A 26,240-nucleotide genomic window follows, 5' to 3' on the forward strand; every position below is an offset into this window, starting at 1 on the left:
TCACTCGATGAAAGTGGTGGGCCTGGGAAGACTTGAACTTCCGACCTCACGCTTATCAAGCGCGCGCTCTAACCAACTGAGCTACAAGCCCCTAACGCATATCCAGTCAAGGACCAGGGACTCTGCAAACTTGCAGCCCCAGCGCGTGTTCGTCCGCGAAGAAAGAGAAACGAAGACGGCGAAATCCCGCCAATGCAGCTCAACAATCCTGACGATTGCTGGCCACTGATGTTTCTAAAACGATCCGATAGTGAGCCGAAGCTCGCTGAAGGATCATCCTTAGAAAGGAGGTGATCCAGCCGCAGGTTCCCCTACGGCTACCTTGTTACGACTTCACCCCAGTCGCTGACCCTACCGTGGCCGGCTGCCTCCCTTGCGGGTTAGCGCACCGTCTTCAGGTAAAACCAACTCCCATGGTGTGACGGGCGGTGTGTACAAGGCCCGGGAACGTATTCACCGTGGCGTGCTGATCCACGATTACTAGCGATTCCAACTTCATGGGCTCGAGTTGCAGAGCCCAATCCGAACTGAGACGGCTTTTTGAGATTTGCGAAGGGTCGCCCCTTAGCATCCCATTGTCACCGCCATTGTAGCACGTGTGTAGCCCAGCCCGTAAGGGCCATGAGGACTTGACGTCATCCCCACCTTCCTCGCGGCTTATCACCGGCAGTCTCCTTAGAGTGCTCAACTAAATGGTAGCAACTAAGGACGGGGGTTGCGCTCGTTGCGGGACTTAACCCAACATCTCACGACACGAGCTGACGACAGCCATGCAGCACCTGTGTTCCAGGCTCCGAAGAGAAGGTCACATCTCTGCGACCGGTCCTGGACATGTCAAGGGCTGGTAAGGTTCTGCGCGTTGCGTCGAATTAAACCACATGCTCCACCGCTTGTGCGGGCCCCCGTCAATTCCTTTGAGTTTTAATCTTGCGACCGTACTCCCCAGGCGGAATGCTTAAAGCGTTAGCTGCGCCACTAGTGAGTAAACCCACTAACGGCTGGCATTCATCGTTTACGGCGTGGACTACCAGGGTATCTAATCCTGTTTGCTCCCCACGCTTTCGTGCCTCAGCGTCAGTATCGGGCCAGTGAGCCGCCTTCGCCACTGGTGTTCTTGCGAATATCTACGAATTTCACCTCTACACTCGCAGTTCCACTCACCTCTCCCGAACTCAAGATCTTCAGTATCAAAGGCAGTTCTGGAGTTGAGCTCCAGGATTTCACCCCTGACTTAAAGACCCGCCTACGCACCCTTTACGCCCAGTGATTCCGAGCAACGCTAGCCCCCTTCGTATTACCGCGGCTGCTGGCACGAAGTTAGCCGGGGCTTATTCTTGCGGTACCGTCATTATCTTCCCGCACAAAAGAGCTTTACAACCCTAGGGCCTTCATCACTCACGCGGCATGGCTGGATCAGGGTTGCCCCCATTGTCCAATATTCCCCACTGCTGCCTCCCGTAGGAGTTTGGGCCGTGTCTCAGTCCCAATGTGGCTGATCATCCTCTCAGACCAGCTACTGATCGTCGCCTTGGTGAGCCATTACCTCACCAACTAGCTAATCAGACGCGGGCCAATCTTTCGGCGATAAATCTTTCCCCGTAAGGGCTTATCCGGTATTAGCACAAGTTTCCCTGTGTTGTTCCGAACCAAAAGGTATGTTCCCACGCGTTACTCACCCGTCTGCCGCTGACGTATTGCTACGCCCGCTCGACTTGCATGTGTTAAGCCTGCCGCCAGCGTTCGCTCTGAGCCAGGATCAAACTCTCAAGTTGGACTTGAACTTTGAACCGGCTGATCACAACGTTTGACGAGGTCCCACCATTATCGACCGAAGTCGATGTGCTGCCTGCGATTCACATCGCTGGCAACGATGGTGTTTCCTTTGAAACGTGTACCGCCGAAGTCTTTCGTCCGGTCCCGACCAGAAAAGCCGAAGCTTTTCAGGAGCGAGACCCGCAAGGACTCCGCCGTCCACGTTTCTCTTTCTTCATCTTCACTTGTCAAACAGCCCGAGACCGTGGAGGTCTCAACCTTCCTGAAAGGAAGGGTTCCGACACCCTTACCGACGATGGATGAACTCCAATCGACTTACGTCGACTGTTGTGTCACTCAACAAGGTGAGGAGCATCAGTGGCGCGTTCGCTCGCCTTGGTCAGTGACCCGGCGGCGCCGCGCTCAGTGGTCGGGTTATAGGCCCCCGCACTCGGGATTGTCAACGCCCATTGTCAACAAATCGTCGCACGGTGGATTGTCGCTAAAAACAACGCGTTTCCAGATGGTTACAAGGACTGCGGATGCGTCGATCCGATCGGGGCGGTGAAAAAACTTGAAAAAAGTTTGGGCCCCAGGGGGCTCCGGAGCCGACCTGGGAGGGGTCGTGGGAGGGGACCGGGAAGCTACCCGGCAAGCGACCTGGCAAGCCACCTGGGAAACGGCTTGGCGATTGGATTGGAGCGCGGGTCGGCGACTTGCGGAGAGCTTGAGGGGCGGCTTACCGTACCTTCGCGGTGGGACGCAGCTGGCGGCACCCTCTCGGGAGAGGCCCCCGCCCTCCGGCCGTTCAGGAAACTTTTTCGATGACAGGCGCCGTACTTGAGCCACAATCCCGCGGCGTTCTGATAAGAGACAAGCTTGAATCGCAGGGATGCCAGTGGGGGCTGCCGGCGGTTTTCATGGGGTCAGAGGAAGGCGATCTTGCAGATGACGCGGCCTTCCTCCGACATTCGAGAGACATCGAGAGAGCTTCACCCGTCCAGCTGTTCGTAATTTCGGCCGGCCCCACCCGAGGGGCCTTCTGAGCACGGACGCCTGCGCGGCTTGCCTTTTCCGGCGATCCCCCATCAAGAGGGCGACCAGGACAAGGTTCGAAAGCGGGCATCTTGGGTCGTTGATTGGGGGACTTGCGTTGAACCACAGGACATCACGCGGCGCTTACGGGCGTGAGACCGGGATCATCGATCTCGGCCACGAGCCGCCGCTGTCCGTCGATGGTTCTGAAGCCGCCGTAATCGACCGCCGCCGCGTCTCGGTGCAATGGTTCAGCGGGACAATCTTGACCGGACTCTGCGGCGCAGCCCTGATTGGCGGCGCCGTTTTCGCATCGCTCGACGGCGAGATGACCTTCGCCAAGGTGCCGGAGCGGGTCGAGGGCGCGCTGCGCGGTGCATTCGGCGCCGCCGATCGCGCCGCCACGCTGCACAAGAGCGACCGCCTGCCGCCGCCGAGCGAATCCACGGCGTCCCGCAACATCATGCGCGTCTCCACGGTGGCCCGCGTCGGCAACCGCGACGTGATGCGGGTGCGCCCCTTCGTGCGGATCGCCGGCAATCTGTCGATGACGACGAGCGACCTGTCGGCGAAGATCCCGCCGTTCAACGCCCAACGCCTGCTCACCGATGTCGGCTCCGATCCGAAGACCGCATCCGACGATCCCAACAATCCCGAAGCGGTCGAGCCCGACGCCGAAGTGTCCTTTGTCACCAAGGACCTGTCGCCGGTGCTGCCGAAAGCCAAGATTTCCGCGGTGGTGGCGCTCGACGACATCCTGATGCGGGTGCGCGATGCCGCCAACTGGCGCGGCAATGGCGGGGTGCGCTACGCCTCGCTCGCCAATGCCGCAGCCGACGTCTCCGGTGCGACCGGCCCGTCCGACATCAGAAGCGCCTACGCCGCGGAAGCCTCGCCGTCCGATCCCTATGCCGGCTTCGAGACGCGCGTGGTGCCGGAAAACGTCACGCTGCTGCCCAAGACCAAGGAGCAGATCACCGGCGGCAATCCCAACGGCGAACGCGTCCATCTGGTCAAGAAGGGCGACAGCGTCGCCTCGGTGCTGCGCGATCTCGGCGCGAACGCCGACGAGATCAAGGCGATCACCGCAACGCTCGGCCCTCGCGGCCGCGACGGCGGCCTCAAGGACGGCGAGAAGCTCCGCATCCTGATGGCGCCGGCGAGCCCCGGTGCCCGCCTCCAGCCCTACCGCGTCGTCGTCGCCAACGAGACCATGGTCGAGGCGATCGCTGCGCTGTCCGATCTCGGCAAATACGTCGCGGTCGACGTCTCCAGCATGAACACCGTCGCCGATGCCGCGGCCAGCGCCAGCAGCGATGACGACGATGATGACGACGGCTCCGGCGTGCGGCTCTACCAGAGCATCTACGAGACCGCGATGCGCAACAAAGTGCCGATGCCCGTCATCGACGACATGATCAAGATCTACTCCTACGACGTCGATTTCCAGCGCAAGGTGCAGCCGGGCGATTCCTTCGACGTGTTCTACGCCGGCGAGGACGAGGGCGTGACGTCGACGGAGAAGAACGACGTGCTGTTCGCCTCCCTCACGGTCGGCGGCGAGACCAAGAAATACTACCGCTACCAGAGCCCCGACGACGGCGTCGTCGACTACTATGACGAGACCGGCAAGAGCGCGAAGAAATTCCTGGTCAGGAAGCCCGTCAACAACGCCATCATGCGCTCCGGCTTCGGCGGCCGCCGCCACCCGATCCTGGGCTATGTGAAGATGCACACCGGCGTCGACTGGGCCACGGCCTACGGCACGCCGATTTTCGCCTCCGGTAACGGCGTGATCGAGAAGGCCGGCCCCGAAGGCGGCTACGGCAAATATATCCGCATCAAGCACAACAACGGCTACGAGACGGCCTACGGTCACATGTCCGCTTTTGCCAAAGGCATGGAGATCGGCAAGAAGGTACGGCAGGGCCAGGTGATCGGCTTCGTCGGCTCATCCGGCCTGTCGACCGGCCCGCACGTCCACTACGAGATCCTGGTCAACGGCCGCTTCGTCGATCCGATGCGCGTGAAGCTGCCGCGCGGCCGTTCGCTCGAGGGCCCGATGCTCGCAGGCTTCGAGAAGGAGCGCGACCGGCTCGACGGCATGATGAGCGGCCGCGGCGGCGCCATCGCCCGCATGTCGGATGCGACCGGCGGCCCGTTGCAGGTCAGCAACCGCTAATTGCAACCGGCCGACATCGGCCGGACATCTCCAGAACACGATCCGAATTCGACGTTCTCGCGCGAGGCCCCGCTTGGCGGCGTCTCAACGTCAAGTTTCGTTTGCCAAAGCGGCACCAGGGGCGAATACTTTCCAAAAAACGGGAGGTCTCGCCATGAAGAACAGGCTCGCCTGCGCAGCGGTCGTCGCTGCCCTTTTCGCCACCACGAGCGATCGGCCGAGACTTGGGAGGTCACCAAGCTGGTCCAGGGCTCGGCATTCCATGGCGTGCATGGGCTCGGCATCGACAAGGCCGGCCATCTGTTCGCCGGCAGCGTCGCCGGCGCCGCTCTCTACGAGGTGGACGTATCAGGCGGTACCGCCAAGGTTGCAATCCCCTCGCCGATCGGAATGGCCGACGACATCGCGTTTGCGCCCGACGGCACCATGGCCTGGACCGGATTTCTCACCGGCGATCTCTATGCGCGCAAGGGCGACGGCCCGATCAAGAAGCTCGCGAGCGGCCTTCCCGGCATCAACTCGCTCGCCTTCCGCAAGGACGGCAGGCTCTATGCCACCACCGTTTTCCTCGGCGACACGCTCTATGAGATCGACGTCGAGGGCGTGAAGCCGCCGCGCCAGATCATGGAGAAGATGGGCGGCCTCAACGGCTTCGAGTTCGGTCCCGACGACAAGCTCTACGGTCCGCTCTGGTTCAAGGGCCAGGTCGCGAAAGTCGATGTCGACAAGGCCGAGCTGACCGTCGTCGCCGACGGCTTCAAGGTCCCGGCCGCGGTGAACTTCGATTCCAAGGGCAATCTCTTCGTGGTCGACACCGCGCTCGGTCAACTCGTCCGGGTCGATCCCAAGTCGGGCGCCAAGACCCTGGTCGCGCAACTGAAGCCGTCGCTGGACAATCTCGCGATCGACGACAAGGACCGCATCTACGTCTCCAACATGGCCGACAACGGCATCCAGGAGGTCGATCCCGCGACCGGCCAGGCCAAGCAGATCATCATCGGCAAGCTCGCTTTGCCCGGTGGCATCGGCGTCACCTCGGAGAACGGCAAGGATACGATCCACCTTGCCGACGTGTTCGCCTATCGCACGGTGGACGGCGCAACCGGCGAGGTCACCGAAAAGGCGCGCATGCACGCCGCAGGCACCACGCTGGAATATCCGATGAGCGCGACGGCGAAAGGCAACGACGTGGTGCTGTCGAGCTGGTTCACCGGCACGGTGCAGGTGATCGACGCCAAGACCGGCGCGACGCGCGACATGCTGCACGGCTTCAAGGCGCCGCACGATGCGATCACGCTCGCCGACGGCAGCATTTTGGTAGCCGAGCTCGGCACCAAGTCGCTGGTCAAGGTGAGCGGCGAGCACGGCAAGGATCGCACCACGCTGATCGGCGACCTCGAGGGCCCGGTCGGGCTCGTCCGAGGCAAGTCCGACGAAGTCTACGTCACCGAAGCCTTTGCAGGCACCGTGTCCCGGATCGACAGCAACGGCGAAAAGACCGTGGTCGCCAAGGAGCTGAAAATGCCCGAAGGCATAGCGCGCGGGAACGACGGCAAGCTCATCGTGGCGGAAGTCGGCGCCAAACGGCTGATCGAGATCGCGCCGGAAAGCGGCAAGATCACCGAGATCGCCGCCAATCTCCCGATCGGCCTCGCGGGCGCTCCCGGCGGATTGCCGACCAACATTCCGACGGGCGTCGGCATCGGAGCTTCAAGCGTGATCTATTTCTCGTCCGACATCGAGAACGCCATCTACAAGGTGGTGAAGAAATAGCGTCTGATCCCCACCGCGTTAGCTAAAGCGGGATGCTGCGCACCTTTTCGGACCACGCTTTTGCCAGCGCCCCCCAAAACAAAACCCCCGGAGAGGCTGACCTCTCCGGGGCGGCTTGTCGTTTCAGGCTTTGATCGCCCGCGTTCAGTTCAGCTTCCGCTTCGCCACTGGCGCCTCGAACTGGGTGATCTCGGCGGTCTGCGGTGCCTTGCCGTTGAAGGTCAGCACGTTGCCTTCGGAGGAGATCGCGACACTGTCGCCGTCCCTGACGTCGCCGGCCAGGATCATCTCGGCGAGCGGGTCCTGGACGTGACGCTGGATCACGCGCTTGAGCGGCCTTGCGCCGTAGGCGGGGTCCCAGCCCTTGGCGGCGAGCCAGTCGCGGCCAGCGGCGTCGAGCGTCAGCACGATCTTGCGATCGGTCAGCAGCTTCTGCAGCCGCGCGAACTGGATCTCGACGATCCGGCCCATCTCGCTCCGCTGCAAGCGGTGGAACAGGATGATCTCGTCAACGCGGTTGAGGAATTCGGGGCGGAAATGCCCGCGCACCATTCCCATCACCTGCTCGCGCACGGCCGAGGTGTCCTCGCCCTCCGGCTGATTCACCAGGAATTCCGAACCGAGGTTCGAGGTCATGATGATCAGCGTGTTGCGGAAGTCGACGGTGCGGCCCTGGCCGTCGGTCAGGCGGCCGTCGTCGAGCACCTGCAACAGGACGTTGAAGACGTCGGGATGCGCCTTCTCGATCTCGTCGAACAGCACCACCTGATAGGGCCGGCGCCGCACCGCTTCGGTGAGCGCGCCGCCCTCGTCATAGCCGACATAGCCCGGAGGCGCGCCGATCAGCCGCGAGACCGAGTGCTTCTCCATGTATTCGGACATGTCGAGGCGGACCATCGCGGTCTCGTCGTTGAACAGATACTCCGCGAGCGCCTTGGTCAACTCGGTCTTGCCGACGCCGGTGGGCCCTAAGAACATGAACGAGCCCGTGGGGCGGTTCGGGTCCTGCAGGCCCGCGCGCGAGCGGCGCACGGCAGTTGCGACCGCACGCACGGCCTCGGCCTGGCCGACGACGCGGGTGCCGAGCTGCTCCTCCATCTTCAGGAGCTTTTCCTTCTCGCCCTCCAGCATCTTGTCGACGGGCACGCCGGTCCAGCGCGAGACCACCTGGGCGATGTGGTTGGCGGTGACCGCCTCCTCCATCATCTCGCCGGAGCCTTCGCGCGCCTCGATATCCGCAAGCTGCTTCTCGAGCTGCGGGATCCGGCCATAGGCCAGCTCGCCGGCCTTCTGGAATTCGCCGCGACGCTGGGCGTCGGCGAGATCGACGCGCAGGGCGTCCAGCTCCGATTTCAGCTTCTGGGCGTTGGAGAGCTTGTTCTTCTCCGCGCTCCAGCGTGCCGTCAGCGCCGCGGACTTCTCCTCGAGCTCGGCCAGCTCCTTCTGGAGCGCCTCGAGACGGGATTTGGAGCCGGGATCACTTTCCTTCTTGAGAGCTTCCTGCTCGATCTTGAGCCGGATGATCTCGCGGTCGAGCGAATCCAGCTCTTCCGGCTTGGAATCGACCTGCATCTTCAGCCGGGCCGCGGCCTCGTCCATCAGGTCGATCGCCTTGTCGGGCAGGAAGCGGTCGGTGATGTAACGGTTGGACAGCGTCGTCGCGGCAACAAGCGCGGAATCGGTGATCCGCACGCCATGGTGCTGCTCGTACTTGTCCTTGAGGCCGCGCAGGATCGAGATGGTGTCCTCGACCGAGGGCTCGCTGACAAAGATCGGCTGGAAGCGCCGCGCCAGCGCGGCGTCCTTTTCGACATGCTTCTGGTATTCGTCGAGCGTGGTCGCGCCGATGCAGTGCAGCTCGCCGCGGGCAAGCGCGGGCTTGAGCAGGTTGGAGGCGTCCATCGCGCCGTCGCCCTTGCCGGCGCCGATCAGCGTGTGCATCTCGTCGATGAACAGGATGAAAGTGCCCTCGCTCCCGGTCACTTCCTGGAGCACGGCCTTCAGCCGCTCCTCGAACTCACCGCGGTATTTTGCACCCGCGATCAGCGCGCCGAGGTCGAGCGAGAGCAGCTTCTTGTCCTTCAGGCTCTCCGGCACGTCGCCGTTGACGATGCGCAGCGCGAGGCCTTCGGCGATGGCGGTCTTGCCGACGCCGGGCTCGCCGATCAGGACGGGATTGTTCTTGGTCCGGCGCGACAGCACCTGGATGGTGCGGCGGATCTCCTCGTCGCGGCCGATGACCGGATCGAGCTTGCCGTCGCGCGCGGCCTGGGTCAGGTCGCGGGCATATTTCTTCAGCGCGTCGTACGCGTTCTCGGCGGTGGCCGAGTCTGCGGTGCGGCCCTTGCGCAGGGCCTCGATCGCCGCATTGAGGTTTTGCGGGGTGACGCCGCCCTTGGCGAGGATGGTGCCGGCCTCGCTGGTCTTCTCCAGCGTCAGGCCGAGCAGCAGCCGCTCGACGGTGACGAAGCTGTCGCCGGCCTTCTCGCCGGCCTTTTCGGCGGCATCAAAAGTACGGGCGAGCTCGGGCGCCAGATAGATCTGCCCGGCGCCACCGCCACTGACCTTCGGCACCTTGCCGAGGGCATCCTCGGTCGCCTTCAGAATTGCACGGGAATTGCCGCCGGCGCGGTCGATCAGACCGGCAGCCAGCCCCTCATTGTCGTCCAGGAGGACCTTGAGCACGTGCAGGGTGGAAAACTGCTGGTGTCCCTCGCGCACCGCGAGCGACTGCGCTGACTGGACGAAGCCCCTGGAGCGTTCGGTGTATTTGTCGATATTCATCTTTTCTGTCCCTCGGCCTGCCCCTGGAGCCCTCTAAGGCACTCCAAACGGCATCTTCACTGGGTTTCCGATTACCGCATTGACGTTTCTCAACCGGTAACGGTCGTGTTTTGCCGACGTCGCCGCCGGCCTGAGGCAGATGTGGGAAGCAGGCTGCAGATGCGAAAGAGGCCAGTTCACAATTTCGTGCGCTGATCCGCCGGCTTGGCGGGGCCGGCTCGAATCCCTTAAGTAGCGGCATGACAGCTAGCCAGACCGCCGAGATCACCGGCCTTTACCGCTACCCGATCAAGGGCCTGACACCGGAGCTCCTGCACCGCGCCCCCTTGCGGACGGGCCAGACCCTGCCCGCCGACCGCCGCTACGCCATCGAGAACGGTCCGAGCGGCTTTGATCCCGAACGGCCCGAGTGGAGGCCGAAAATCCAGTTTCTGATGCTCGCACGCAATGAGCGGCTTGCCGAGCTCGACAGCCGGTTCGACGACGCTACCAATGTCTTGACCATCCGCAGGGACGGCCAGACCGTCGCCAGCGGCGATCTCGAGACCGCGGCCGGGCGCGCCGCCATCGAGCGCTACTTCGCGGAGAATTTTCAGCCGGAGCTGAAGGGGCCGCCAAAAGTCCTGTCAGGCCGCGACCACAGCTTCTCCGACGTCGCCCGCAAGGTGGTCTCCATCATCAATCTCGGCAGCGTCCGCGCCATCGAGACCATGCTGGGCGGCGCTGCCGTGCATCCGCTGCGCTTCCGCGCCAATCTCTATGTGAAGGGTTGGCCGGCCTGGTCGGAGCTCGATCTCGTCGGCCAGACGCTGGCGATCGGCGCGGCGCGCCTGAAAGTGGTCAAGCGCATCGTCCGCTGCCCGGCCACCAATGTCGACCCGTTGACGGCCAAGCGCGATCTCGAGATTCCGCCGACGCTCTCGCGCAACCTCGGCCACATGGACTGCGGCATCTATGCCGAGGTGATCGAAGGTGGCGACATCGGCGTGGGCGATGCGGTTGCGGCGGAAGAGCCGAAGCTGGTGTGAGCTTCGTAGGGTGGGTTAGCCGAAGGCGTAACCCACCCTGTCTGTCACCGCAGAAACAGAAGAGGTGGGTTACGCCAGCGGACCGCGCTTTGCGCGACCGCTAGCTAACCCACCCTACGCGCCTCACCTCAATTCGGCATCACATAGGCATAGATCCGGCCGCGCGAGACCGGCGCTTCGCGGACGCGGTTGCCGTTGTTGCCGGAGATCATGATCGGATTGCCCTGTGCGTCGACGCCGGTGATGATGCCGACATGACCGCCGCGGCGGCCGCGCGACATCACCGCGATGGCGCCGACCTGCGGACCGGAGACACGGGTGCCGTAACGCGCGAACGAACTCGCCATGTCGGAGCCCGAACCCTTATGGCCGGTGTGCTCCAGCACCATGTTCATGAAACGCGCGCACCACAGGCTGCCGCGCCCGGTCGGATTGCCGCCGACATAGCGGCGCGCCTCGGATACGAGGTTCGATCCGCCGCCGAAGCCGCCGCCATTGGCCGTTGCGGTGTTCACCATGGCGTTGTGGGCCATGCCGCCGCTATTGGCGTTCGGATCATAGCTCGCCTGGGTGTCGGCGAATCCGCTCGCCCGCAACTGCGCCGCGCTGCGCTCGAAGCGCGAGCTGCGTGCATGGTGGCGGTAGTGATGATGTCTGGCGTGGTGCACGTGTGCGTGCCGCTCTGCGCTATGACGATGATGCGGCCGCGCTGAGGCCGGAGAAACGAACGCGGCAACCGCCGCGAAGAAGATCGCCAGCGCGACAACACAACGCGACAGGCGAGACGCAAACAACTCGAACATTCTTCATCCTTCGTTGACACCCCACTTCCCAATCGGCCCGTGCAACGGCCGACATCGGTCTGGCCGTTAAGCCGTCCGATGTGGCGAGAAAAAGACGCGGGCTGCCTGCGAATAGCTGCGATGATTTTGTGCCGATACTGGCTTGAGGCTGCCGCATTGCCGACAACAGCATTAACTGCGATCCTGCAAAGGCGGCTTTAAAAGAGGGAAACGGTTAATGCCCCACGCCACGACCAGGGACGACGTCCGCATTTATTTCGAAGAAGCGGGTCAGGGAACGCCGATCATTTTTCTGCACGAGTTCGCAGCCGACCACACCAATTGGGAGCCGCAGATGCGCTACTTCTCGCGCGGCCATCGCTGCATCACCTATTCGGCGCGCGGCTACACGCCGTCGGACGTGCCTGAAGGCGAGGTTTACAGCTATAGGCATTTCTACAGCGATGCGCTCGCGGTGCTCGATCATCTCAGGATCGAGCGCGCGCATCTGGTCGGCCTGTCGATGGGCGCCTACTCCTCGCTCCAGATCGGGCTAAACGCGCCGCAGCGCGCACTGTCGATGACGCTGGCCGGCGTCGGCTCCGGCTCGGAGATCGAGAACCTGGAGGCCTGGCGCGAGCAGTGCCGCGCCAATGCCGAGCAGTTCGAGACGCTGGGCTCCGTCGAAGTCGCGAAAGTCACGCGCGAGGCGCCGAGCCGGATACCCTTCCTGGTGAAGGATCCGCGCGGCCACGCCGATTTCTATGCCGCGCTGGCGCGCCACGATTCCAAGGGATCGGCGCGCACGATGCGCGGCTTCCAGGGCGGCCGCCCCTCTATCTACACGATGACGGATGCGATCAAGCGCGCATCGACGCCGGCGCTGATCATCTGCGGCGACGAGGACGATCTATGCGTCGGACCGAGCCTGTTCCTGAAGAAGCATCTGCCCGCGGCAGGGCTGACGATGTTTCCGAAGTCAGGCCACGTGCTCAATCTCGAAGAGCCCGCGCTGTTCAACGAAAGCGTGGAGCGGTTCGTGACGCTGGTGGAAGCGGGACGATGGCCGGCGCGCGACCTGAGGTCGCTGGCTCCACACTAGCTGTCATTCCGGGATGCGCCGAAGGCGCAGACCCGGAATCCATCGGGCTGCGGGCGTTGTTGCACGATGGATTCCGGGCTCGCGCTACGCGCGCCCCGGAATGACGCCTACGGCGTCACTTCCCCCCGCCCCGGCTGAGCAGGAACACTGCCTGCTCCCCGAACATGTTCCACACCCACCAGGGCAGATTCAGCGGCACCGGGCGGCCGTAGAGATCGAGCGCGACCGAGCGCTCCATCTTGACGTTGATCTCGTCGCAGAGCTGCACGAAATCCTTGATGGTGCAGAAATGGATGTTGGCGGTGTCGTACCAGGTCGCCGGCAAATTCTCGGTGCGCGGCATGTGGCCGCCGACCAGGAGCTGGAGCCGCATCTTCCAGAAACCGAAATTCGGGAACGAGACGATGGCGCGGCGGCCGATGCGCAGCAGATTCTCCAGCACCACGCGCGGCTGCCGGGTCGCCTGCAGCGTCTGCGACAGGATCACGTAGTCGAAGGCGTCGTCGGGATAATTGACGAGGTCGGTGTCGGCATCGCCCTGCACCACCGCAAGGCCCTTGGCGACGCAGCGATTGACGCCCTCGCGCGACAGCTCGATGCCGCGGCCGTCGATGCCGCGGGTCTCCAGCAGCTGAAGCAAATCGCCCTCGCCGCAGCCGACGTCGAGCACTTTCGAGCCCGGCTTGACCATGTCGGCGACCAGCAGATGATCGGCGCGAAACTGGCCGGACGATCCGGTCGCAAGGCCGCCCAGCGGCAATACTTCCTGCACAGACATGCTAGCCATCCTTCAGTCCACGCGCCTTGCCCGCCGATTGCAGGAAGGCGCGGGAGATGTCGAAGAATTCGGGCACGTCGAGCAGGAAGGCGTCGTGGCCGCGATCGGTCTCGATCTCGGCGAACGACACCCGTGCGCTCGACGCATTCAGCGCGTGCACCAGCGCGCGCGATTCCGAGGTCGGAAACAGCCAATCGCTGGTGAAGGAGACCACGCAGAAGCGGGTCGCAATTTCCGCGAACGCCTTTGCGAGCACGCCGCCATGGTCGGCGGCAATGTCGAAATAGTCCATCGCGCGCGTCAGATAGAGATAGGCGTTGGCGTCGAAGCGCTCGACGAAGGACGAGCCCTGGTAGCGCAGATAGGACTCGACCTGGAAGTCGGCGTCGAACGAGAAGGTCGGCAGCTCGCGGTCCTGCATGCGCCGGCCGAACTTGCGATGCAGCGCGGCATCGGAGAGGTAGGTGATGTGCGCCGCCATCCGCGCCACCGCGAGCCCGCGATGCGGATGGATGCCGTGATCGGCATAGCCGCCGCCGTGCCAGTCGGGATCAGCCATCACGGCCTGGCGGCCGAGCTCGTGGAAGGCGATGTTCTGCGCCGAGTGCCGCGTCGCGCAGGCAATCGCCAGCGCGGAGAACACGCGGCCCGGATAGGCGGCGGTCCACTGCAGCACCTGCATGCCGCCCATCGAGCCACCGACGACCGCAAACAGCGTGTCGACGCCGAGCCGGTCGACCAGCATCGCCTGCGCACGCACCATGTCGGGGATGGTGATGACGGGGAAATCGAGGCCCCAGACCTTGCCGGTGGCAGGATTGATCGAGGCCGGCCCGGTCGATCCCATGCAGCCGCCGATCACGTTGGAGCAGATGATGAAGTAGTGCTTGGGATCAATGGGCCGACCGGGGCGGACCAGCGTCTCCCACCAACCGGGCTTGCCGGTGACGGGATGCACGTTGGCGACATGCTGGTCGCCGGTCAGCGCATGGCAGATCAGCACCGCGTTGGAGCGATCGGCGTTGAGCTCGCCATAGGTCTGGTAGGCGATCTGGAACGGGGTGAGATCGACGCCGCAATCGAGCCGCAGCGGCTGCTCGGCGCCGAAATGCGCGACCTGCGAGCTTGGATGATCCACCTCGTGCGACCGCTCGTCGGCGCTGATCGCAGGACTCGGTATCGACTTGACGCCACCCATCTGACCATCGACCTCGTTTGCGATCAAACGCGTGATCGCCACTTGCATCAGGCCATGAAAAACCCGGCCTGAACGATAGGTTCGGCCGGGATCGGAAGCGTCCCCGGCCTGTTTAGCGAGTTTTTTAACGTGGCTGCAAGCCGGCCGGCTCAAATGACCACGGAACGGGCAAAAGCTACCGTCTTGGGCGGTTTTCGTCAAGTCGCGGCCCGGATCGGCCCAATTCGTCTCTCACGCGTCGTCCGAAAAGGACGTGATTTCTCTTTGCTTTCGCTGCCCTGACTGCCTAATCAGGACATCCCCCATCGAAACCATCGACAGCCAGACATGTCCCAACGTCCGCCCGCGCCACCATCGCTTCAGGAACTGCGCAAGGAGATCGACGCGATCGACGAGGGCATGCATCGCCTGTTGATGCAGCGCGGCGACATCATCGACCGCCTGATCCAGGTGAAGCAGACCCAGGAGGTCGGCTCGGCGTTCCGCCCGGCGCGCGAGGCCGCCATGATGCGCGAGATCGTGCAGCGCCATCGCGGCATCCTGCCGCTCGACACGGTCGAGAGCATCTGGCGCGTCATCATCTCGACGTTCACTTACGTGCAGGCGCCGTTCTCCGTGCATGCCGACATCTCGGCGAGTGAGCCGGCGATGCGCGATTCCGCGCGCTTCCATTTTGGCTTCACCGTGCCTTACGTCGCGCATTTCAGCGCACAGGCCGCAGTCGAGGCGGTGGCGAAATCCAAGGGGGATCTGGCGCTGGTCTCGGCGACGTCGAGCCGCACGCCATGGTGGCTCTTGCTCGAAACGGAAGGCGCGCCAAAAATCATCGCGCGGATGCCCTTCGTCGAGCGCGCCGATCATCCGGCCGCACTGCCGGTGTTCGCGATCTCGCGCGTCGCCGACAGCGCCCTGGTGACGGAGGTCGAGACCTTCAGCGTCCGCGTGTCCGGGTGGAACGCCGAGGTCGCGCGCGCCCTGTCGCCGCTCGCCGAGATCGTGGCGGTGCCTGATACCGCCTTCGACGGCGCGGCGCTGCTGGTCTCGGTCACGAGCGCGACCAGCATCGACAAAATCAGGGCTGCCCTGATCGAGGCGGGGGCCTCGGTGCGCTCTACAGCCCTCGTCGGCAGCCACGCAACGCGCTATACGGTGCCCCCGACCGGGGCGAAATCGTAAACCACGCGCCGCGCCCCGCCATTTTCGGAGTTCAAGATGTCCCGCCCCGTGCCGAATCCCGGCATTCTCGATATTGCGCCCTACACGCCCGGCAAGAGCCCGGTCGCCGAGCCGGGCCGCAAGGTGTTCAAGCTGTCGGCCAACGAGACGCCGTTCGGGCCCTCGCCCAAGGCGATCGAGGCGTTCAAGCACGTGGCGGATCACCTGGAAGACTATCCGGAAGGAACCTCGCGCGTGCTGCGCGAGGCGATCGGCCGCTCCTTCGGGCTCGACCCGAACCGCATCATCTGCGGCGCCGGCTCGGACGAGATCCTCAATCTGCTCGCCCACACCTATCTCAGCCAGGGTGACGAGGCGATCTCCACCACGCACGGCTTCCTGGTCTACCCGATCGCGACCATGGCGGTGGGCGCCAAGAACGTCGTCGCGCAGGAGACCAACCTCACCTGCGACGTCGACGCCATCCTCAAGGCGGTGACGCCGAAGACCAAGCTGGTCTGGCTCGCCAACCCCAACAATCCAACCGGCACCTATGTGCCGTTCGACGAGGTCAAGCGCCTGCGCGCCGGCCTGCCGTCGCACGTGCTGCTGGTGCTCGATGCCGCCTATTGCGACTACGTCTCGCGCAACGACTACGAGATGGGGATCGAACTGGTCGCTACCACCGAGAATACGGTGGTGACGCACACCTTCTCCAAGATCCACGGCCTCGCCGCACTGCGCATCGGCTGGATGTTCGGCCCCGAGCACATCATCGACGCGGTCAACCGCATCCGCGGCCCGTTCAACGTGTCGACGCCGGCAATGTATGCCGCGGTCGCCGCGATCGAGGACACTGCGCACCAGGCGATGTCGAAGCAATTCACCGAGACCTGGCGCAACTGGCTGACCGAGGAGATCGGCAAGCTTGGGCTGAAGGTGACGCCGAGCGTCGCCAATTTCGTGCTGATCCATTTCCCGACCGACAAGGGCAAGACCGCGGATGACGCCGACGCCTTCCTGACCAAGCGGGGCCTCGTGCTGCGCGGCTTGAAGAATTACGGCCTGCCGCATTCGCTGCGCATGACCATCGGCACCGAGGAGGCCAACCGCCTCGTGGTCGACGGCTTGCGCGACTTCATGGCCGGCAAATGAGCAGCGCACCGCACTTCCAGCGCGTCGCGCTGATCGGCTTCGGCCTGATCGGCGGCTCGATCGCGCGCGCTGCGAAGCTCCAGAGCCTGGCGGGCGAAATCGTCACCACCGCGCGCTCGGAGAAGACCCGCGCGCGGGTGATGGAGCTCGGGATCGTCGATCAGGTCGTGGCGACCAATGCGGAAGCAGTGAAGGATGCCGATCTCGTCATCCTCTGCATTCCCGTCGGCGCCTGCGGCGAGGTCGCGCAGGAGATCGCCGCGCATCTGAAGCCCGGCGCCGTTGTCTCCGACGTCGGCTCGGTCAAGGGCGCCATCGTCAGGGACATGGCGCCGCATCTGCCGAAGACCGTTCATTTCGTGCCGGCGCACCCCGTGGCAGGCACCGAGCATTCGGGGCCGGATTCAGGTTTCGCCGAGCTCTTCATCAATCGCTGGTGCATCCTCACCCCGCCGGAAGGCGTCGACGCGGCCGCGACTGATCGCCTGCGCGCCTTCTGGGCGGCGATGGGCGCCAAGGTCGAGGTGATGACGCCGGACCATCACGATCTCGTGCTCGCGATCACCAGCCATCTGCCGCATCTGATCGCCTACACCATCGTTGGCACCGCCGACGAGCTGGCGCAGGTGACGGAGTCCGAGGTGATCAAATTCTCCGCCGGCGGTTTCCGCGATTTCACCCGCATCGCGGCGTCCGACCCGACGATGTGGCGCGACGTCTTCCTCGCCAACAAGGAGGCCGTGCTGGAGATGCTCGGCACCTTCACCGAGGACCTCGCAAAACTGACCCGCGCGATCCGCCGCGGCGACGGCGAAGCCCTGTTCGACCATTTCACCCGCACCCGCGCCATCCGCCGCGGCATCGTCGAGATCGGCCAGGATTCGGCGGCCGCGGATTTCGGCCGGCAGCACGGGCAGCTCGGCAACAAGCCGTGAGTTCGTAGCTCGGATGGCGCCAGCGCGGGAGCGATCTCGATCTGCTCCCTTGACCTAGTCGATGAAGGCCGCGAGCTCACCCGGCGTCCCCGAGGGAAAGGCTTCCTTGAGAAAGTCGAGGAACGCGGATACGCGAGCGCTGAGCAGCCGGCGCGAAGGGTACAGCGCCCAGAGGACGATCTCCGGTCCGTCGACATCACCCCAGTGGACGAGCTTGCCGGCCGCCAGGTCGTGACTCACAAGCGACACAGGAAGGCGAGCGGCGCCCACGCCTGCGCGGACCGCATCGCGAACCATAACGATCGAGGACAGGCGAAGCACCGGATCGGTCGAGATCCGTGAGTTTCCGATCGAAGACTTCACCTCCCACGCCGATGTCAGATCGCTCGCACCACGCACCACGGTCGGAACGGCAAGATCGTGCGCAGGGCGACTGAGGTCGGGGCTCGCGACCACGACCAGCCGATCGCGCATCAGGATTCGTCCGACAAGGGTTTCGTCGGGATCGGGATTGACGCGGATCACGAGGTCATAGCCTTCCTCGATCATGTCGACGGCGCGGTCTTCCGTCGTGACCTCGAGCCGCACCTCCGGATATTTCAGAGCGAACGCAGCGGCCAGCTTTCCCATCGCAGTTTGCGAGAAAAGCAGAGGCGCGCTGATCCGCAAGCTGCCTCGCGGCTTGGCACCGCCTGAAGCGATCGCCGCCGCCGTCTCGTCGAGTTCGGCGAGCAATGTTCCCGTCCGCTCATAGAGCGCCCGCCCTTCCTCGGTGAGCTTCAGCGTGCGGCTTCCGCGCTCGAAGAGGCGCAAGCCAAGGCTGCCCTCCAGCTCGGAGACCCGGCGCGAGAGCGTCGCCTTCGGGCGGCCGGCAGCCCGGGCGGCCCGTCCGAACCCGCCGTGACGGGCGACAAGGTTGAAATCGGCGAGTGCGAGCAGATCCATATGTTCCACCAATGAGACGGTCTGTACAAATATAGCGTCTATCGGCCCGCACGTGGGTCACTAATTTGCGGGGGTGTCCAGCAACCCACCCCGGAGTGAACCCATGACCATCCTCGTGACCGGCGCCACCGGCAATGTCGGCCGCCAAGTCGTTGAACAGCTCGTCAAGCGCGGCGCCGATGTTCGCGCCCTCGTCCGCGATCCTGCAAAGGCCAACCTGCCGCCGGGCGTGAACGTCGTGCAGGGCGACCTCCTGGACGTTGACTCGCTGCGCAGTGCGTTCTCAGGCGTCTCCACCCTGTTCCTGCTCAACGCCGTGGTAGCGGACGAATTCACCCAGGCGCTGATCGCCCTCAACATTGCGCGAGAAGCTGGCGTCGAGCGGCTCGTCTATCTGTCGGTGATCCACAGCGATCTGTACGTGAACGTGCCGCACTTCGCGGGCAAGTTCGGCGTCGAGCGGATGATCGAGCAGATGGGCTTCAACGCCACCATCCTGCGCCCCGCCTACTTCATGAACAACGATCTCACGATCAAGGACGTGGTGAGCGGATACGGCGTCTACCCCATGCCGATCGGCGGCAAAGGACTGGCGATGATCGACGCCCGCGACATCGGTGAAATCGCGGCCATCGAGCTCGTCCGCCGCGACAAGTCCGGCGCATCACTTCCGCCCGACCGGATCAATCTCGTCGGTCCGGACACACTGACCGGCGCGAAGGCTGCCGCCATCTGGTCGGAGGTGCTGGGTCGCACGATCGCATATCCGGGTGACGATCCTGCCGGCTTCGAAAAGAACCTCAGGCAGTTCATGCCGAGCTGGATGGCCTTCGACATGCGGCTGATGAGCGAGCGCTTCCTCACCGACGGAATGATCCCCAATGCCGGCGACGTCGAGCGTCTGAACACTCTCCTCGGCCGTCCGCTGCGCTCCTATCGCGACTTCGTCTCCGAGATCACGGCTTCGGCCTGACGGCAGCGGCATCAGCCAAGGGCCCGCGAGCTGCTCGCGGAAGGCAAGCTCTGATCGTCACAACGAACATGAACCAGGGGGCGGCCTCCACGGAGACGTCCCGCATTCCGAGGTCACCGACCATGCAAGACTCCGAAACCGACAACATCCGGACTGTCCCACCGAAGATACTGATCCTTGGCGCGACCGGCGCCACCGGCCGCCTGATCGTCAACCAAGCGGTGGCGCGAGGGTACGACGTCGCGGCGCTCGTGCGTTCTGGCGAGAAAGCGCGTGATCTGAAGGGTGCCAATCTCATCATCGGCGATGCCCGCGACGAGATCGCCTTGCGTCAGGCACTCAAGGGCCGTGATGCCGTTGTCAGCGCACTCGGCACACCGGCGAGCCCGTTCCGCGAGGTGACGCTGCTCTCGGCGGCGACACGCATGCTTGTGAATACGATGAAGGCGCAACAAGTCTCGCGCCTCGTCTGCATCACCGGAATTGGCGCAGGTGATAGCGCCGGCCATGGCGGGTTTGTTTTCGACAATCTGATTTTCCCGCTGCTCTTGCGCAAGGTGTACGCCGACAAAAACCGCCAGGAGGCCATCGTCAGAAACAGCGGGCTCGACTGGGTTCTCGTTCGGCCCTCAGTCCTGAACGACAAGCCCGGCCGCGGCTCGGTCCGAGCCCTGACGGACCTCTCCGACTTCCGTGGAGGAAGCATATCGCGACAGGACGTTGCGACCTTCGTCCTGGATCAACTGCGCGCCGATGCCTGGCTGCATCGTGCGCCGTTGATCACGTGGTGAACTCAGCCCACGCTCTAATACAGCGGCGGGATCTGGCCGACCTTGACCGGGCCGAGCAGCACGGCGCCGTCGACGAATTTCAGCGGGAAGCTTCTCGCCTTCTTGCCTTCCAGCGTGCTCTCGGTGCCGATCGAGTTGATGCCGGCGGCGACGCCGGCATTGGCGTTCTGCTTGATCACCTTGCCGAGGCCGGGCACGGCTCGGTCGAGCGCGCCGAACAGATTGTTGAGGTCCTGCGATTTCACGCCGGGCGCGACGCGATCGAGCGTTGCCTGCGGCACGCCCTCCTCCAGCATCTTCTCGATGCCGAGCGCGGGGATCACGCGCTCGAGGCCCGTCACCGTCATCTGCAATTCGCCGTCGAGCCGGCCATTGGCGGAGAGGCCAAGCGTGCCGGCCGCAACCGCGATCATCTCGCCCTGCTGGATCCGCGACTGCACGATCTCGATATGACCGCCGGCGGCCTGGATCTCGCGGAAGCGCTGCGGCCAGGGCTTTGGCGTCAGGTCGGAGAGGCCCGTGATCTTGGCGCGCGTGTCCGCCTCGAACGGCTCGGCGAGCAAGGGATGAACGCCCTGGATGCTGCCCTGCGCGACATGGAGCACGGTCTCGATCACGGGATGATCGGCTGGCGATCCGTCCGCGAGGCGCCCGTGCAGCTCGACCTGCTTGGCACGTGCGAGCGGCACCTGCATGCTGCCGTCGAGACGATTGATGTTGGGATCGTCGAACACGATCGAGGCGCGGTCCGGCACCGCCGGCAGGCCGACCACGCTGCTGCGGCCCTTGCTCCAGTTCACCACGAAGGTGTTTTGCGTGACACCGTCGGTCAGCGTCGCGGGCGCGGAGAATTCGGCGATGACGAGCTTGGGATCGTACACCTGCGCAACGACCAGGATGTTGTCGAGCTTGGCCGTGAACGGCGTCTTGTTGGCGTTCTGCGAGACCAGGGCGACGCTGGCGCCGGAGCACTGGACCTCGAAGCGGAACGGGAATCCGGCGATCGAGCGCTTGGCGCAATCATAGATGCGGCCGGACTTGGCCTCCTGCGCCCGCCAGGCGTCTGCGGCGATCTCGGCCTGCGAGGCCGCATAGAACCAGAAGCAGCTCCAGGCGACGGCGAGGATCAGGACGAGGAGGGGGGCGATGAAAAGGCCCCAACGGGAACGGCGGCCTGCGGCAACGGTCATATTGGACATGCGGCGACCCTTTGGCCCCAGATTTTGGCAAATGTAAGCGAGGCCAGCCCCCGACGAAAGGCGGAGAATTCACTTCGCTTGGGGGCGCGGTTCTGGTAGCCGTGCCCGAAATGTCCGAAATCACCCTCCCCTCCGTCACGACAGCCACGGGCGACCTCTGGGTGTTCGGCTACGGCTCGCTGATGTGGCGACCGGGCTTCGACTTCGAGGAGCGCGTCCCGGCGCGGCTGGTCGGCGAGCACCGGGCGCTCTGCGTCTATTCCTTCGTCCATCGCGGCACGCCGGAGAAGCCGGGCCTGGTGCTCGGGCTCGACCGCGGCGGCGCCTGCCGCGGCATCGCCTTCCGTGTCGCTGAAAAGAACCGCACCGAGGTCGTCGCGTATTTGCGGGCGCGCGAGCAGGTCACCTCGGTCTATCGCGAGGTGATGCGCTCGGTGTGGCTGGAGAACGATGCGCGCCAGCGCGTCTCCGCGCTCGCCTATGTCGTCGACCGCGGCCATGTGCAATATGCCGGCCGCCTCTCGCTCGCCGAGCAGCACCGCCATGTCGTCCAGGGCCACGGCCAGTCCGGCGCCAATCGCGACTATGTCACCGCGACGGTGAAGGCGATCGAGGCCGAAGGCTTTCGCGACGCCCAGCTGCATCAGCTCGCGACCATGCTGCATGGCGATGCGCATTCCCTGCACCCGCCGGCTCCCGATGATCGAGAGAGCCGCTAGCTCTCCGACGGGGCGTAACTCGGCGAGGCGCCGATCAATTGCTCCTGCTCCTTGCGGCCGGCTTCGACGAGGCGGCTGGTTGCCTCTTCGATGGCCGTTTGCACACGGGAGAGAAACTCATCCTTCGGCAGGCCTGACGGCAACGGATCGAGGAATTCCACCACGAGCGTGCCGGGATAGCGCATGAAGGTGCGGCGGGGCCAGAACAGGCCGGAGTTGAGCGCGATCGGCAGGCACGGCACGCCGCAGGACGAATAGATCTGCGCGAAGCCGGTCTTGTAGTCGGGCGGCGCGCCCGGCGCGCGGCGCGTGCCTTCCGGAAAGATCACGAGCTGCCGGCCCGAGCGCACCGCCTCGCGCGCCCGCCGCGTCATGTCCAAGAGCGCCTTCACGCCGGCCTTGCGGTCGATCGCGATCATCCCGGTCTTGACCAGGAACTGGCCGAACACCGGAATCTGCATGAGCTGACGCTTGAGGATGAAGATCGGACGATTGAAGAATCCGGGCAACACGAACGTCTCCCAGAACGACTGGTGCTTTGCCACGATCACCAGCGGCCCCTGCGGTATCTTCTCGACCCCGCGGAATTCGACCTTGATGTTGCAGACCACGCGCATCAGGACCAGCGTCGCCTTGGCCCACCATTCCGCAACCGTCAGCATGGCGCGCGGCGGCAATGCGAAGGTCGGCAGCGCCATGATCGCGAGGCAGACCAGCACGGCGTAGAACAGCACGTTGAACACGAGCGAGCGCAGGAAAATCAGGAACATCGACGATCCGATTATTTTGCCGATTAATTTGCAGATCAATTTGGCTTGTTAATTGGCTTGGGCGGTGGCGGGCCGCTTGGGCTGATGACCTGCAGGCTGCTCCGACATCTCGGGCGAAAGGTCAATCCCGAAATCCTCCAGCCGCACCCTGAGCTCGGCCGCGACGTACTTGACATATTCCGACAGCAGCAGCCGCAAGGTGGACGCCGAGGTCCACCACGGCTCCTCGCGCCATTTGTCGCCGACCACCGCGAATGGGATCAACGTCGTCTGCGGCATCGCATGCGAGAATTCCACCAGCGCGCGCGGCATGTGATAGTTCGAGGTGACCACGATCAGCGACTTGAACCGCCGGCCGTCGGCCCAGCGCCGCGCCTCCGCCGCATTGCCGCGGGTCGAGAGCGCGGTGCGGTCGAGATCGACACAACAGGTCATGAAGGACTGGTTCTCCGGCAACGTCCGGGAGATGTCGCTCGCCGTCGACGTCGGGTGCACGCCGGAGATCAGGAGCCGCCTGCCGTAGCCGGCAGCGAGCAGCTCCATCGCGTCCGACACCCGCGAGGAGCCGCCGGTCAGGACCACGATGCCGTCTGCCTTGCGGCTTGGGGCGATCTCGGCGCCGCGCAATTGCGACAGGAACGCGATGAAGCCCGCCGCCGCGCCGACGAAGGCGAGCGCAATCGTCGACACCAATGCCGCGCGCAGCCAGCCGCGCGGCAGGTTCGGCGATCGATCGTCGGTCGGCGAGGTCATATGATGTCGGTGATCCCTTCCCTGAGGTGATTTTAAAAGGTTTTGAGGCGAAGTGGAGTCCCGGTTTCTTCGCCCTCTCCTGCGGGAGAACGGAAGAAAGAACTCAATCCACATCGTTCAACGTCGCAAACAGGGTCTGGCGCGAGGCCACCGCGGTGATGGCGCCGATCAGCACGGCCTGGGCCGCGAGCACGATGTAGCCGGATGGCCGCAGCGAGAAGGTGCCGAGCAGAGCCGCGAACTGGTCGCCGACGGGGGTACCGGAAAACCAGCCGGCGATCGACTCGGAGAAGCCGAACACCAGCATGGCGGCGCCGCCGCCGATCACGCCGCCCTCGAGGCCCAGCCTCAGGAAATGACGCAGGAAGTGATTGGCGATGTAGCGGTCGCCGGCGCCGACGAAATGCAGCACCTCGACGATCGGACGGTTCGCCGCCATGGCGCCACGGGTCGCGAACGAGACCGAGATGATGGTGGCGATGATGACCAGCGCGAGGATGCCGAGGCCGGCGAGCACGGTGGCGTTGGTCATCGAGCGCATCCGCTCGATCCAGGCGCGGTGATCGTCGACGCTGGCACTTGGCGCGACCTGGGTCACGCGCGCGCGCAAGACGCCGAGATCGAGCAGCGTGCCGGGTTGCACGCGCGCGATGATCATGCGCGGCACCGGCAGGTCGTCCATCGACAGCCCGGTGCCGAGCCAGGGCTCGAGCAGCTTGCCGCTCTCCTCCCGGGTGAACGGCTTGACCTCGACGACGCCGGCTTGCGCACGCATCGCCTCCGTCACCGCCGCGGTGTCGCGTTCGAGATCGCGGCCGGCCTGCGGGCGAACCTGGATGGTGATTTCGCTGGCGACGTCCGACTGCCATTCCGCGGCGGATGCGCTCACCAATAGCACCGTGCCCGTGGTCATCGACGCCAGGAAGGTCATGATGGCGACGACGGCGACCAGCGCGCGGCCCTGGATCGAGGCCCGCGGCACGATCGGCGACATGTTGCGCGCGTTGGCCGGAAGCTGCGGACGCTCCTGTCCGAGGTCGACCAACACGCCGCGCTCGTCGGTCCTACTCATAGACGTGCAACCGTCCCTGGTGCAGCACCAGCCGCCGGGCCTCGTACTGGTCCATCAGGCCGATGTCGTGGGTCGCGATGATGACGGCGGTGCCCGATTTGTTGAGCTCGATGAAGAGCCGCAGCAGGCGGCGTCCGAGCGTCGGATCGACGCTGCCGGTCGGCTCGTCCGCGAGCAGCAGTTGCGGCCGCGAGATGACGGCGCGCGCGATCGCCGCGCGCTGCTTCTCGCCGCCCGACAGGATCGGCGGCAGCGCGTCCATGCGGTCGCCGAGCCCGACCCAGCGCAGCAGGTCGATCACCTCCTTGCGATAGCTCGACTCGCTGCGGCCCATGACGCGGAACGGCAGCGCCACATTCTCATAGGTCGTCATGTGATCGAGCAGGCGGAAATCCTGCAGCACGATGCCGATGCGCTTGCGCAAATCGGCGATCTCGTCCTTGCCGAGACGCGAGATGTCGTGGCCGAACAGATTGACGAGTCCCCGCGTCGGTCGGTGCGACAGGAACAACAGGCGCAGCAGCGAGGTCTTGCCGGCACCGGAGGGGCCGGTGAGAAACTGGAACGAATGCGCCGGGATCTGGAAGCTGAGGTCGCGCAGGATCTCCGGCCCCAGACCGTAACGCAATCCGACATTTTCGAACCGAACCAAGCTCAGCTCCGTTCGAGAGGGGACGCGGGTCGCACTGCTGCGCTCCGCCATACGCGACCAACGGGTTTTGCCGCCGTTATGGTTTCCGGTTCGTTAACGGTCGCGCTGTAGCATACATCGTAGCATCCTTGCCGCGCGGCTCTCCCCGACGCGGTCATCGTCAAGGCTCGTCCATGCATATCGTCTGCCCCCATTGTATGACATCCTACGCCATCAAGCTTGCGAGCCTTGGGGCGAACGGACGGGCGGTCCGCTGTTCCCGCTGCAAGGAGACCTGGATCGCCCATGCCGAGGATGCCATCGAGGAGGCATCCGTCCCGGCCATGGCCGCGGCCAGCCAGGCCGACGACCAGACCGATCTTGCCGAGCAATGGAACTCCTATGCCAAGGACGACGGCGCCACTGATGCGCCCGTCGTCGACAGCCCCTCGATTGCCAGCGACTGGCCCGACGAAGAGGCCAAGGAAACCGAAGACGAGTGGTCCGCAGCCGCCCGGGAAGCCGAGGAGGAGGTCGTCGGCGCGCAGCACCAGTCCTGGTTCCGCGGCTTGTTCGGCCGCCGCGGCGCGCGGGTGAGCCGTCCAGTCGCCACCGGGTCGCCCAAAAAATCCCATTTCGGCCTGCCGACCGCCTGCGCCGCCATGGGCGCGCTGGTTCTGGCGCTGGTGATCTGGCGCGGCGACATGGTGCGGCTGCTGCCGCAGACC

Annotated in this window: 20 protein-coding genes, 1 tRNA gene, 1 rRNA gene, 1 pseudogene and 1 riboswitch; of the genes and pseudogenes, 11 read left to right on the forward strand and 12 right to left on the reverse strand. The window is 64.6% G+C overall.

What is annotated here, in order from left to right:
* Positions 1-14: 14 nt before the first annotated feature.
* Both IC66_RS0117650 and IC66_RS0117655 read right to left on the reverse strand, forming a co-directional pair.
* A tRNA-Ile gene (locus IC66_RS0117650) sits at positions 15-91 on the reverse strand.
* A 192-nt stretch (positions 92-283) separates the two neighbouring features.
* A 16S ribosomal RNA gene (locus tag IC66_RS0117655) occupies positions 284-1,772 on the reverse strand.
* A 1,133-nt stretch (positions 1,773-2,905) separates the two neighbouring features.
* Between IC66_RS0117655 and IC66_RS0117660 the strand changes: the two genes are divergently transcribed.
* Complete coding sequence (locus IC66_RS0117660) at positions 2,906-4,969, forward strand: M23 family metallopeptidase (protein WP_038948503.1); 2,064 nt, start codon at positions 2,906-2,908, stop codon at positions 4,967-4,969.
* A 154-nt stretch (positions 4,970-5,123) separates the two neighbouring features.
* Positions 5,124-6,742: pseudogene (locus IC66_RS0117665) on the forward strand (hypothetical protein).
* 144 nt (positions 6,743-6,886) lie between these two features.
* Here IC66_RS0117665 and clpB read toward each other — a convergent pair.
* Entirely contained in the window at positions 6,887-9,526 is a 2,640-nt protein-coding gene (gene clpB, locus IC66_RS0117670; protein ID WP_038948504.1) for an ATP-dependent chaperone ClpB, read from the reverse strand.
* 239 nt (positions 9,527-9,765) lie between these two features.
* Here clpB and IC66_RS0117675 point away from each other — a divergent pair, with 239 nt between their 5' ends.
* Entirely contained in the window at positions 9,766-10,554 is a 789-nt protein-coding gene (locus tag IC66_RS0117675; RefSeq protein ID WP_038948505.1) for an MOSC domain-containing protein, read from the forward strand.
* 128 nt (positions 10,555-10,682) lie between these two features.
* On the opposite strand, the gene IC66_RS0117680 is transcribed toward IC66_RS0117675, so the two are convergent.
* Positions 10,683-11,357 (reverse strand): TIGR02594 family protein, encoded by a 675-nt coding sequence (locus tag IC66_RS0117680; RefSeq protein ID WP_038948506.1) that lies wholly within the window; start codon positions 11,355-11,357, stop codon positions 10,683-10,685.
* Between the two features lie 217 nt (positions 11,358-11,574).
* Between IC66_RS0117680 and IC66_RS0117685 the strand changes: the two genes are divergently transcribed.
* A complete protein-coding gene (locus IC66_RS0117685; RefSeq protein ID WP_038948507.1) occupies positions 11,575-12,438 on the forward strand; it encodes an alpha/beta fold hydrolase in 864 nt (287 codons plus the stop codon).
* 115 nt (positions 12,439-12,553) lie between these two features.
* Here the strand turns inward: IC66_RS0117685 and metW are convergent, their stop codons facing one another.
* Together metW and metX are read right to left on the reverse strand one after the other, a co-directional pair.
* A complete protein-coding gene (gene metW / locus IC66_RS0117690) occupies positions 12,554-13,216 on the reverse strand; it encodes a methionine biosynthesis protein MetW (RefSeq protein ID WP_038948508.1) in 663 nt (220 codons plus the stop codon).
* 1 nt (position 13,217) lies between these two features.
* Positions 13,218-14,414, reverse strand: a complete 1,197-nt coding sequence (metX, locus tag IC66_RS0117695) for a homoserine O-acetyltransferase MetX (protein WP_038948509.1) — start codon at positions 14,412-14,414, stop codon at positions 13,218-13,220.
* A gap of 91 nt (positions 14,415-14,505) precedes the next feature.
* A riboswitch (SAM riboswitch) is annotated at positions 14,506-14,585 on the reverse strand.
* A 156-nt stretch (positions 14,586-14,741) separates the two neighbouring features.
* On the opposite strand from metX, the gene IC66_RS0117700 reads away from it, so the two are divergent.
* From IC66_RS0117700 to IC66_RS0117710, 3 genes are read left to right on the forward strand one after another with little or no spacing between them, the layout of a single operon-like run.
* The gene (locus IC66_RS0117700; RefSeq protein ID WP_028139945.1) at positions 14,742-15,590 is read left to right on the forward strand and encodes a chorismate mutase; all 849 of its coding nucleotides are present in this window, start codon (positions 14,742-14,744) and stop codon (positions 15,588-15,590) included.
* 36 nt (positions 15,591-15,626) lie between these two features.
* On the forward strand, positions 15,627-16,724 hold the full coding sequence (hisC, locus tag IC66_RS0117705; protein WP_038948510.1) for a histidinol-phosphate transaminase: 1,098 nt from the start codon (positions 15,627-15,629) through the stop codon (positions 16,722-16,724).
* On the forward strand, positions 16,721-17,659 hold the full coding sequence (locus IC66_RS0117710; protein WP_038948511.1) for a prephenate/arogenate dehydrogenase family protein: 939 nt from the start codon (positions 16,721-16,723) through the stop codon (positions 17,657-17,659). Before hisC ends, IC66_RS0117710 begins: the two co-directional genes overlap by 4 nt.
* A gap of 54 nt (positions 17,660-17,713) precedes the next feature.
* On the opposite strand, the gene IC66_RS0117715 is transcribed toward IC66_RS0117710, so the two are convergent.
* Complete coding sequence (locus tag IC66_RS0117715) at positions 17,714-18,604, reverse strand: LysR family transcriptional regulator (RefSeq protein WP_038948512.1); 891 nt, start codon at positions 18,602-18,604, stop codon at positions 17,714-17,716.
* Between the two features lie 103 nt (positions 18,605-18,707).
* Here IC66_RS0117715 and IC66_RS0117720 point away from each other — a divergent pair, with 103 nt between their 5' ends.
* Positions 18,708-19,577, forward strand: a complete 870-nt coding sequence (locus tag IC66_RS0117720; protein ID WP_028139941.1) for an SDR family oxidoreductase — start codon at positions 18,708-18,710, stop codon at positions 19,575-19,577.
* 122 nt (positions 19,578-19,699) lie between these two features.
* Positions 19,700-20,368 (forward strand): NAD(P)-dependent oxidoreductase, encoded by a 669-nt coding sequence (locus tag IC66_RS0117725; protein ID WP_038948514.1) that lies wholly within the window; start codon positions 19,700-19,702, stop codon positions 20,366-20,368.
* Between the two features lie 14 nt (positions 20,369-20,382).
* Here IC66_RS0117725 and IC66_RS0117730 read toward each other — a convergent pair whose 3' ends face one another.
* Positions 20,383-21,567, reverse strand: coding sequence for a DUF2125 domain-containing protein (locus IC66_RS0117730; protein ID WP_038948515.1), 1,185 nt, complete (start codon positions 21,565-21,567; stop codon positions 20,383-20,385).
* 110 nt (positions 21,568-21,677) lie between these two features.
* Here IC66_RS0117730 and IC66_RS0117735 point away from each other — a divergent pair, with 110 nt between their 5' ends.
* Positions 21,678-22,286, forward strand: a complete 609-nt coding sequence (locus IC66_RS0117735) for a gamma-glutamylcyclotransferase (RefSeq protein ID WP_028139938.1) — start codon at positions 21,678-21,680, stop codon at positions 22,284-22,286.
* Here IC66_RS0117735 and IC66_RS0117740 read toward each other — a convergent pair.
* The 4 genes from IC66_RS0117740 to ftsE form a co-directional block, all read right to left on the reverse strand.
* Positions 22,283-23,056, reverse strand: a complete 774-nt coding sequence (locus IC66_RS0117740; protein ID WP_038948516.1) for a lysophospholipid acyltransferase family protein — start codon at positions 23,054-23,056, stop codon at positions 22,283-22,285. The two genes, IC66_RS0117735 and IC66_RS0117740, sit on opposite strands and share 4 nt — an antisense overlap.
* A 48-nt stretch (positions 23,057-23,104) precedes the next feature.
* A complete protein-coding gene (locus IC66_RS0117745; RefSeq protein ID WP_028139936.1) occupies positions 23,105-23,809 on the reverse strand; it encodes a YdcF family protein in 705 nt (234 codons plus the stop codon).
* A 103-nt stretch (positions 23,810-23,912) separates the two neighbouring features.
* Positions 23,913-24,881: a cell division protein FtsX gene (locus IC66_RS0117750; RefSeq protein WP_028139935.1), complete on the reverse strand. Its 969-nt coding sequence runs from the start codon at positions 24,879-24,881 to the stop codon at positions 23,913-23,915.
* A complete protein-coding gene (gene ftsE, locus IC66_RS0117755) occupies positions 24,874-25,533 on the reverse strand; it encodes a cell division ATP-binding protein FtsE (RefSeq protein WP_020508614.1) in 660 nt (219 codons plus the stop codon). Before ftsE ends, IC66_RS0117750 begins: the two co-directional genes overlap by 8 nt.
* Before the next feature lie 173 nt (positions 25,534-25,706).
* Here ftsE and IC66_RS0117760 point away from each other — a divergent pair.
* Positions 25,707-26,240 (forward strand): MJ0042-type zinc finger domain-containing protein (locus IC66_RS0117760; RefSeq protein WP_193375312.1); only part of this gene is annotated, 534 nt, incomplete at its 3' end.

Source organism: Bradyrhizobium genomosp. III, from assembly GCF_000261705.1.
Lineage (GTDB): Bacteria > Pseudomonadota > Alphaproteobacteria > Rhizobiales > Xanthobacteraceae > Bradyrhizobium > Bradyrhizobium ottawaense.